Source organism: Methylophilus sp. (assembly GCF_052437885.1).
Taxonomy (GTDB): Bacteria; Pseudomonadota; Gammaproteobacteria; order Burkholderiales; family Methylophilaceae; genus Methylophilus.
The window spans coordinates 179,430-188,436 of record NZ_JBQVPB010000001.1; the positions used below are offsets into that span (position 1 = coordinate 179,430).

Sequence of the window (9,007 nt, forward strand, 5' to 3'; positions counted from 1 at the left end):
AGCTTGTATAGATGGGGGGCGATTTTTGGGCTAGTGGCTGATCTGGGTAGGTGATGATCCCCTAGGTGGTAGGTGTGGTTATTATGCGGTATTTTAGATAGCTATGCCTGCCGCCGCAGGCGAATTTTTTGCTTATTGTGAAGCGCTAGTTGATTCTTACACTGCTTTCAGCCGTTTGCTGATAATGCCTGCATGCACTTATCCCTATCATGCATCTCATCAGGCGATATGCCTTGATTCAACCTGATCAATGTAGGAGATAAGTATGGCAACAGACCCTAATGGCCTGATCGAAGGCCAAAATGAGAAAGACCCGGCCGAGAAAGACGGGAGTAAGCAGGCTGGCAATGACCTCGACCCAAACAGAAGTAATGACGGCAACTCCGGCAGCCCGCCGACTGTTCCCGAAATCGAGCCCGGCAAGATCCCAGGGGTAGACCCGGAAACAGACCCCGCCATTGAGCCGGAAATCGAACCCGGCAAGATCCCGGATGACAGTTTGATCCCGCATAAATCACCAGACTGACAACCGACGCCGGCGCTTGATCGCCAGCGGCCAGGTGTGGGTCAGCCTGACAGATTTAAAAACCACCAGGCTTGATGGCCTGGTTTTTTAATGCCTGCCGCTTTGCATGGTGATAGCCCGGAGTCCGACAAATCCTACAGCATTTGCAGCGCCTTTCTGATAAACGCTGATATGCAATTTCATTAATCTACAAGCGTTGATAACCAGTGGTGGAAGCGGTACAGCTTCCCCGGCCTGTTTGTCAGCGATACGGTGGCTATAAAGGGTCGCCGTCTTTATGCCCATCAATGATTGCTTAAGAATAAAGGGATTGCACATGATCATCAACCAGGTAATGACCACCAATGTTCTGATTGCCCCGCCAGGAGAGTCCCTTAAATATGCAGCGCAGATCATGGAGCAACATGATTATGACGTTCTGCCCATCTGTGAAGACAATCGCCTGCTAGGCACACTCAGCGTGCGCGATATCGCAGTCAAGGCTTTGGCCAACGGCCTGTCACTTGAAGAAAACAGCATCTCGCAGTTCATGACATTTGAAGCCAAGTATGTGTTTTCTGACCAGTCTACCGAACATGCCATCAATTTTATGACTGAGCACCAATTGCGCAGGTTGCTGGTGCTGGACCGCGGCTATCACCTGGTGGGCATACTCTCGCTGGATGATCTGGCCATCAGCAACAAGATCAAGGGTATCTTCGCTGTTAAACAACAACACACTTCAATGGCATGCTAAAAAATGAAAAAAATCACGCTTGTACTTGCGCTGGCTGTGGCCGGCGCTGTGAATGCTCACGCCGATACACTGGGCTTTGCCATTGGTAGCTATGATATAGACGGCTCTCATTCTGCAACCGATTTCCGCGTCGATTACGAATACGATACTTCTGTCTGGCTGGATGACCTCAAACCGTGGCTAGGTGTGCAAGCCACGACCGATGGCAGCCTGTGGCTGGGCGGTGGCCTGCTGTATGACTGGCAGTTTGCCGATAGCTGGCACCTGAAACCTGGTGTAGGTGTGGGTTATTATAGCCGGGGCAGCAGCGACCTCGACCTGGGCTACCCGGTAGAGTTTCGTACCCAGCTCGAACTGGCTAAAGATCTTAACCCGAATAACAGCCTGGGTTTGGCAGTCAGCCATTTGTCTAATGCCAATCTGGACAGCGATAACCCGGGTGTAGAAGTGGTGAGTCTGTACTGGCATTACCGGTTTTAAGCTGGCTGGCTTGAATGTATCTCACCTGAAAATAAGCCTGGCAGCGTCGCGACCATACAGTCCGGCGCAATGTCAGTGATTGACATATTTATATCCATGGTATTTGCTATACTCGCAGCCTATTCATCACAACTCTGGTAACAACAAGTGGCACGCAATATAGAAATAAAAGCAAATATAGAAAGTATCAGTTCTATCCTTCCCAAAGCACTTGCACAGGCGACTTCAGCGCCGGTAGAGATCTTCCAGGACGATACTTTTTTCCAGTGCAACAATGGCCGCTTGAAATTGCGCATGTTCGACCATGCCAAAGGCGAGCTGATCTTTTATAGGCGCGCCCACCAGTCAGGCCCCAAAGAGTCCTTTTACCTGGTCACGCCTACCAGTGAGCCGAATACGCTAAGAGCTGTATTGAGCGCAGGCCAGGGCGTGATTGGCCGCGTAATCAAACAGCGCACGCTGATCATGTGCGGTCGCACACGTATACACCTGGACCGGGTGAACGACCTGGGCGAGTTTTTAGAGCTGGAAGTGGTGCTTGAAGAAGACGAGAGCCCAGAAAATGCGATCGCCGAAGCTACGCTGCTGATGGCAGATCTAGGGGTTTCGCCGCAACAACTGATAGAAGATTCCTATGTGGATATGCTGGCGCGTAAAAACAAGCGCTAACCAGTAGCACACTCACCTGACCCTTAGCATGGCTGACTCAGATCATAAAACTGGAGCTCTTGTTCCAGTTTTCCAGCCATCTTAAAGTATCGGCTTCATCCATGGGCCGGGCAAAATAATAGCCCTGGCCAAATTGACATCCCAACTCGCGCAGCCCTATCGCTTCCAGATTGTTTTCTATGCCTTCGGCAATGGTGGCTATGCCCAGGCTATCTGCCAGTGCAATGGTTGAGATGATGGATTTGCGTGATTTGGATGAAGTCTCCATCGTTGTCACCAGCGATTTGTCGATCTTGAGCTCGGAAAAATGCATTTTGCCCAAGTCCGGCATATCGGTATAACCCGTGCCTGAATCGTCGATACCCAGGCGGAAGCCATTGGTTTTTAGCTGGCCCAGGATATCTTCAGCATGCACGGGATTTTCCAGTGCGGCTTTCTCGGTGAATTCCAGCACCACCCGGTGCGGGTCTATATGAAACGCATTGCAGCAGCTATCCAGTGTATCCACCAGGTGGTTATCGCGTATGCATTGCGATGAGATGTTGAGGGAAAAAGACAGCTCAGGGTTCAGTTTTTCTATGAATTTGAAACCGGTATCTATCACCAGATGCGTGAGTTGTGCGATCTGCCCGGTCTGTTCGGCGGTAGCAATAAAGGAGTCTGGCAGCTTGACCCCATACTCGGGGTGCCGCCAGCGTAGCAGGCCCTCAAAACCCACCACTTCACCAGTAGGTAGATCTATTTGTGGCTGATAAAACAGCGCAAACTGGTTGTTTTCCAGGGCATTGCTCAATGTGGATTCGTTGGTCACCAGTGCCTGGTCGGCATGGTTGGGTCTGATTAAATCATCAGTGGATCGGCTATCTATACTCATCGGTTATTCCTTTTGCATAAGGTTATTCGAAAAATAATTGCCTGACAGCGCCATGGTCATACAGGCGCTGCTGGTTTGATACAAATATGGAAGCGTAAAGTCATCACCGCAGCTTGCGTCATTACCCAAACTGCATGGTCCGTACCTGTAAATCCAGGCATCAAATAATGCAGGGTCACGCAAATATTTATAATTTATACCAATGTAATTTTTATCTGCTGAATGGTGTACTGGCAGATGACTGATTTTATTGTCAGATTAGTCTCACAAATGGCCGGCCAGGCATAGTCTGATGCAGGTTTGAGCGGGATTCTTACGTGGCTATCAGCCATTTGCGGATAACCTTGCCTGGGGAATGCTTTTAATCTGCTTATAAGCGATTTTAATATGATAGATCGCAGGCATGACACAAGCAAAGGAGATGGCAATGGCTTTAGATCAGCATGGCGATAATGTAATGGACGTAGACGCAGATTTGCCGAATGGTGGCTTTGACAATGCAATCGACCCGGCGATCCCTGAGTCGGCCGGCCAGTCGGCAGAAGCGGAAGTGACTTTTCCCGACCCCAGCAACCCTGACCCTATAGACCCCGATATTATCAATCCGGCCGTGATAGATCCTGATGATGTGCCCGGCGACGACGATGAGATCGATCCTGATGAGGATATTGATGTGGATGAAGATCTAGAAATAGATATAGATCCGCAACCAGATGCTGATCTGCCTGAGCCAGACCGGCCGGACCGGGATATCCGCAACCCCTAAGTAGCGGTTTAGAGCGGCCTTGCGTATGAGAAGTGATAGTGCCCGTCATCACGCATTCAAGGCCCATGCCTGGCGGTTTTAAAATCTGCCAAATATTCTTTCTGATCAGCTTTAAAGGGCCAGCTTGTTTTGGGCTGGAACGTTCTTTCACGTACTCTGCATAGGTTTTGCTATTCAGCTTTTCCAGACAGGGCTTGACCTCACTTGCCGGTTGGCTGCGTCAGCATAAGTCAGCAACTTCCTACATGGGAATGGGCGGCCAACTGATAGATGCGCCAGCGAAATCATTATCTAATGACTCAAGCTTAAAAGAACAGACTTTAAGTCGCTTATGTTTACTTTTATAAGGATATCCATATGAATAAACTATTGATCGCATTACTGGTTTCTACTGTTTCTATTTCCGGCTATGCCGCTGAGAGCAAAGATGATGGTGCCAAATTGGGCACTTCGAATACCCCGCAAGTGGAAAGACAGCAACGCTACACCGATAAAGGCCCGACTGACGTGCACCAGAATGGTGTGCCTAACGATGCAAGCAACCTCGGCAATGCTGATACTCCGCAAGTGAAAGAGCAGAACAAGCGCACTGACAAAGGCGCTGCTGACCCGCAGTTCAAAAGAAAGAAAAATAAAGTGCTGAATAATAAAGATGAAAAAGCAGGTACCAGCAAAGGCAACCCGGTACAGCCGACCGAGTATGAAGCGGCCCCGCCAGCCACTACGCAATAAAGTTAAAACCGGCATTACCAGTGCAGAACTAGTCTGATTACAGACCTGTCCAAACTGGTAATGCGCACCCAGTCTGCCTGGTCGCTCCAGCGAGTGCACCGCATGCAGTCAGTTCGATTCGGGAGGATTTCATCATGTCATATCCAGCTGTGATCAGTGAGCTTGCCAATGCCGTTAATTCTGTCATCAATGTCATCGCCTGGTCAGTACTGAAAATATTGCCGGTGCTGGTAGCTATGCTGATCGGTTTGATCGCCATAGATATCGTGCTTGGCCCATTGTTCGACAATGACGTCGCCAGCGAATCGCCGTTTTTGTCCAGGACTGACATCAATGATCTGCAGTTGACTGCAAACGAACAGCTCGCTCCCGCGACTGTCACTGCAGCGTCACAGGCTGAATAGCAGCCTGGCTGCGAGTTTTAGTGCAGGCTTTGATACAGTCCAAGGTTTAACACAGGCATCAAAAAACGCCAGACCTGGCTGCAGTCAAAAGCCCGCTTGATCTAAGGCAGGGTTATCAGGGCAGGGTTATCAGGAAACATGTGGGGAAGAACAATGAAGGACCTTTATCAGTTTTTTGATGATGACTCCAGCACTTACACCTATTTACTCACCGATGCCGACAGCAAAGAGGCGGTCATCATAGACCCGGTAGACCAGCATTTAAACCTGTATATGACACTGCTGGCCGAGCAGGATCTGAAACTCAGGCTGGTGCTGGAAACACATGCGCATGCCGACCATATCACTTCAGCGGGTGCGCTATGCTCATTGACTGGTGCCAGGGCGGCCACGCCGTTGCATTGCAAGATCACCGCGGCCGAGATCCAGCTGGCTGACGGCCAGACCCTGACGTTTGGCCGGCAGCAGGTGATACAGGCATTGCATACCCCCGGGCACACTGCAGGTGCCATGTCCTATTTCTGGAACGGCAGATTGTTTACCGGCGACAGCCTGTTGATCAATGGCTGCGGCCGTACCGATTTTCAGAACGGCGATGCCGGCACGCTTTACGACAGTATCACGCAGCGACTGTTCAGCTATCCTGATGAGACAGTGGTGTATCCCTGTCACGACTATGATGGCAACACCAGTTCAACCATAGGCCATGAAAAACGCAACAATAAACGAATAGCCGGCAAAAGCCGCGCCGAGTTCATCAGCATGATGGATGCGCTGGACCTGCCGCCGCCGAAAATGATAGACAAAGCTATCCCGGCCAATATGAAGCTGGGTCTGAATATCAGACATGCGGCAGGGATTTAAACCCGGTTGGTCTATACGCCCGGCTAGACATTTCAAGTTAGACATTGGAGGAATCGATCATGGACGTGAATTATCAAGTGAGAAATACCAACCAGTTTGACCGCGTCAGAAACTCCACCGCGGCAGACATCAATATCCATATCGACCTGGTCACCAACCGCAATATCCAGTATTACTCCACCAGACCAGCGTGGGAGGTCAAAAAACGTATCCTGGCGCTGGAAAAAGAATGGGATGTAGAGCGCGTGCTGGAAGTGAATGCTTCTACCCTGGCGCTCAGCGGCTTGCTACTGGGCTTGACCGTGAACAGGAAATGGTTGGCTTTGCCAGCAGTGGTGCTGCCATTCTTGCTGCAACACGGCCTGCAGGGCTGGTGTCCGCCGTTGCCGGTGTTACGGCGCATGGGCATCAGGACGCAGGATGAGATAGACAGAGAAAAATACTCTTTACTGCAAAACCTGAAATCCAGGGCAGAATAACTGTTTAACGGCACACACATGCAAGCGCTGAGCGCTTGCCTAAGGTGCTTTGTGTTGTACAGTTTATGCAGCCTTTCCTCCCAGCCCTCGGGGCGTCTTTTATATTTAGTATCAACACCTTATTAGGCGTGTGCCTGCACGTATGTGGCTTGCTAATTTATCAAAAAAAGCATAAATTCCCAGAACTTCATCAGGGGTCACATCATGAGCAGTTTTACATTAGCGGGTACACCCCTTACAGACCACTTTCATGTCTGTGCTTTTTTTAACAGCAAGGCTGATGAGTACGACGTATTGCTGCCGTTTTATGCCGAAGCCCACGGACAAGGCGAAAAGACACTGCATCTGGTCAACCCTGTCAATGAACAAGACCATAAATCCCGTTTGAATTCCTATGGCATGAATGTGCCAGAACTGGAAAAAACCGGCCAGTTAGAAGTCATGACCTGGCACAACTCATATCTTGATGGCAACGGCTTTGAGCGCACCAATATGCTGACCAGGCTGATCGAGGCGCGCAATGCGGCCATAGATGCCGGGTTCCCGCGCCTGAGAGTGGTTGGCGATATGGACTGGGTATTTCTTGAAGAGATGGATTTCAGGGGCATACTCTCTTACGAGGCTGAAGTGAACGAGTTCCTCATCGTCAACAAGCAACCTGCGGTCTGTGTTTACGATATCGCCAAACTGTCGGGCTCCATGATGATGGACTTGTTGCGGACGCACCCGCTGACGCTGGTCAATGGCGTGGTGCAGGAAAACCCTTTCTACACCCCGGCTTCGCAAATGCTGGAAGAGTTGAACGCCCGTGCGCCATACGCATAATGGATGAGAAAAAGGTCAGTTACCTTAAATTGGTCAACTCACCAACACCTGATGAGCAGGTGATCCCTACACAGTTATCTGATACCTTGCGCAATATGATGGGCTTGCTCGCGCTACCCGGCTTATGGGTAGGGCGCAGTGGCCAGGCTATCCTCAAGCTCACGTTTGAAGCGATAGAGCGCACGCTGCCTATACGCTTTATTTATTCAGAAGTGCAGTTAGAACCAAACTCAAGCTATGCCTCACTGATGTGGAATCGCCAGCTGGAATCAGGCGAGCAACTGGCGGCCTGGCAGACTACCCTGAACGATTTCAAACATCTGCCCATGCAGGAGGCAAAGCCTTACACACTGGTACTGCGAGGCGAGCAGCTACAGCTGATCAAACTCAGGCTGGGCTACGGCCCCACCGGCGGCACCATCTGGTTCGGTTCTGAAAAACCTGATTTCCCTACACTGACGGATCTGGCATTTATCCGGGCGGCGATCACGCTGGCAGGCACCGGCATATTGACCGCCAGGGCGCAGCAGGAAGCTGAAAGGGCCAACCGCGCCAAAGATGAATTTATGGCCATACTGGGTCATGAGCTGAGAAACCCGCTGGCGCCTATCATGATGTCGCTGGATATCCTGAAAATCAAAAACAAAGGCGACCTGCCTAACGAGCTGCATATCATAGACAGACAAGCCAAGCATCTGGCCCAGCTGGTGGATGACCTGCTGGATATCTCGCGTATCACCGCCGGTAAAACCACGCTGAAAAATGAGCTGGTGGACCTGAATGATGTGCTGGCCAGAGCCATAGAGAACTGTACCCCGCTGCTTAACGAAAAGCGCCATCACTTCAGCAAGAGCCTGTCTGCCGAACATCCCCATTTTGTGCGCGGTGATGCTTACCGCCTGATCCAGATCTTCAGCAACCTGTTGAATAATGCCGCCAAATTCATGAGCGAAGGCGGACATATCTATGTCAGCTCCATGCCCAGCGGCAACATGATAGAGATCACCATCCAGGATCAGGGGCCTGGCATTCCGGCCGAGTTGCTGCCCAATATATTCAATATGTTCGAGCAGGGCAGGCAAACTCTGGAAAGGTCGCAAGGCGGCCTGGGCATAGGCTTGTCGGTGGTGAAAAGCCTGGTCGAGTTGCATAGGGGCCGGGTGCAGGTTGAAAGTGTAGAAGGCCATGGGGCCAAATTCTCGGTGCTGTTACCTGTGGCACACGATGCCGGCCCAACGGCGGTCATCGCCGAAAAAGCGGTACACACGGTATCGCCGAAGAAGATACTGCTGGTCGATGACAATGTCGATGCCGTGCAAACCCTGGCTGAATACCTGGAGCTGATAGGCTATGTCACTGCCACCGCGACCCACCCTAACGATGCGCTGGTGCTAATGCCTGAGTTTGACCCCGATATCGTGATCCTCGATATCGGATTGCCTGGGATGACAGGCTATGAACTGGCCACCCTGATCAGAAAGAACGCACGCCAGGCGCCGTTTATGATCGCGCTCACCGGCTATGGTCAGCAAAAGGATATCGCCATGTCGCAGCAGGCAGGTTTTGATATCCACCTGACCAAACCGATCGCGCTAGAGGCATTGGAAGCTGCACTCTCCAATCTGGATCAGCAGCTTACATAGTGCAAATGC

General features: G+C 51.0%; 12 protein-coding genes. 11 read left to right on the top strand and 1 reads right to left on the bottom strand.

Annotated elements, in window-relative coordinates:
* Positions 1-265 precede the first annotated feature (265 nt).
* The 4 genes from ACT6RZ_RS00905 (at position 266) to ACT6RZ_RS00920 (ending at position 2,411) form a co-directional block, all read left to right on the top strand.
* On the top strand, positions 266-526 hold the full coding sequence (locus tag ACT6RZ_RS00905; RefSeq protein WP_444700308.1) for a hypothetical protein: 261 nt from the start codon (positions 266-268) through the stop codon (positions 524-526).
* Between the two features lie 316 nt (positions 527-842).
* Positions 843-1,262 (top strand): CBS domain-containing protein, encoded by a 420-nt coding sequence (locus ACT6RZ_RS00910; protein WP_444700309.1) that lies wholly within the window; start codon positions 843-845, stop codon positions 1,260-1,262.
* A 3-nt stretch (positions 1,263-1,265) separates the two neighbouring features.
* Positions 1,266-1,742 carry an acyloxyacyl hydrolase gene (locus ACT6RZ_RS00915; protein ID WP_444700310.1) on the top strand — a complete coding sequence of 159 codons (477 nt, stop codon included), beginning with the start codon at positions 1,266-1,268 and terminating at the stop codon, positions 1,740-1,742.
* Positions 1,743-1,889: 147 nt separating this feature from the next.
* On the top strand, positions 1,890-2,411 hold the full coding sequence (locus tag ACT6RZ_RS00920; RefSeq protein ID WP_444700311.1) for a class IV adenylate cyclase: 522 nt from the start codon (positions 1,890-1,892) through the stop codon (positions 2,409-2,411).
* 37 nt (positions 2,412-2,448) lie between these two features.
* On the opposite strand, the gene ACT6RZ_RS00925 is transcribed toward ACT6RZ_RS00920, so the two are convergent.
* Positions 2,449-3,285, bottom strand: a complete 837-nt coding sequence (locus ACT6RZ_RS00925; protein ID WP_444700312.1) for an EAL domain-containing protein — start codon at positions 3,283-3,285, stop codon at positions 2,449-2,451.
* 427 nt (positions 3,286-3,712) lie between these two features.
* On the opposite strand from ACT6RZ_RS00925, the gene ACT6RZ_RS00930 reads away from it, so the two are divergent.
* The 7 genes from ACT6RZ_RS00930 (at position 3,713) to ACT6RZ_RS00960 (ending at position 8,998) form a co-directional block, all read left to right on the top strand.
* Positions 3,713-4,051 (top strand): hypothetical protein, encoded by a 339-nt coding sequence (locus ACT6RZ_RS00930; RefSeq protein ID WP_444700313.1) that lies wholly within the window; start codon positions 3,713-3,715, stop codon positions 4,049-4,051.
* A gap of 357 nt (positions 4,052-4,408) precedes the next feature.
* Positions 4,409-4,783, top strand: coding sequence for a hypothetical protein (locus ACT6RZ_RS00935; protein WP_444700314.1), 375 nt, complete (start codon positions 4,409-4,411; stop codon positions 4,781-4,783).
* 134 nt (positions 4,784-4,917) lie between these two features.
* Positions 4,918-5,187 carry a hypothetical protein gene (locus ACT6RZ_RS00940; RefSeq protein WP_444700315.1) on the top strand — a complete coding sequence of 90 codons (270 nt, stop codon included), beginning with the start codon at positions 4,918-4,920 and terminating at the stop codon, positions 5,185-5,187.
* A gap of 153 nt (positions 5,188-5,340) precedes the next feature.
* The gene (locus tag ACT6RZ_RS00945) at positions 5,341-6,051 is read left to right on the top strand and encodes an MBL fold metallo-hydrolase (protein ID WP_444700316.1); all 711 of its coding nucleotides are present in this window, start codon (positions 5,341-5,343) and stop codon (positions 6,049-6,051) included.
* A gap of 59 nt (positions 6,052-6,110) precedes the next feature.
* Complete coding sequence (locus tag ACT6RZ_RS00950) at positions 6,111-6,530, top strand: hypothetical protein (RefSeq protein WP_444700317.1); 420 nt, start codon at positions 6,111-6,113, stop codon at positions 6,528-6,530.
* Positions 6,531-6,734: 204 nt separating this feature from the next.
* Positions 6,735-7,355 carry an MEDS domain-containing protein gene (locus ACT6RZ_RS00955; RefSeq protein WP_444700318.1) on the top strand — a complete coding sequence of 207 codons (621 nt, stop codon included), beginning with the start codon at positions 6,735-6,737 and terminating at the stop codon, positions 7,353-7,355.
* Positions 7,355-8,998 carry a hybrid sensor histidine kinase/response regulator gene (locus tag ACT6RZ_RS00960; RefSeq protein WP_444700319.1) on the top strand — a complete coding sequence of 548 codons (1,644 nt, stop codon included), beginning with the start codon at positions 7,355-7,357 and terminating at the stop codon, positions 8,996-8,998. The genes ACT6RZ_RS00955 and ACT6RZ_RS00960 overlap by 1 nt, the downstream gene beginning before the upstream one ends.
* Positions 8,999-9,007 lie beyond the last annotated feature (9 nt).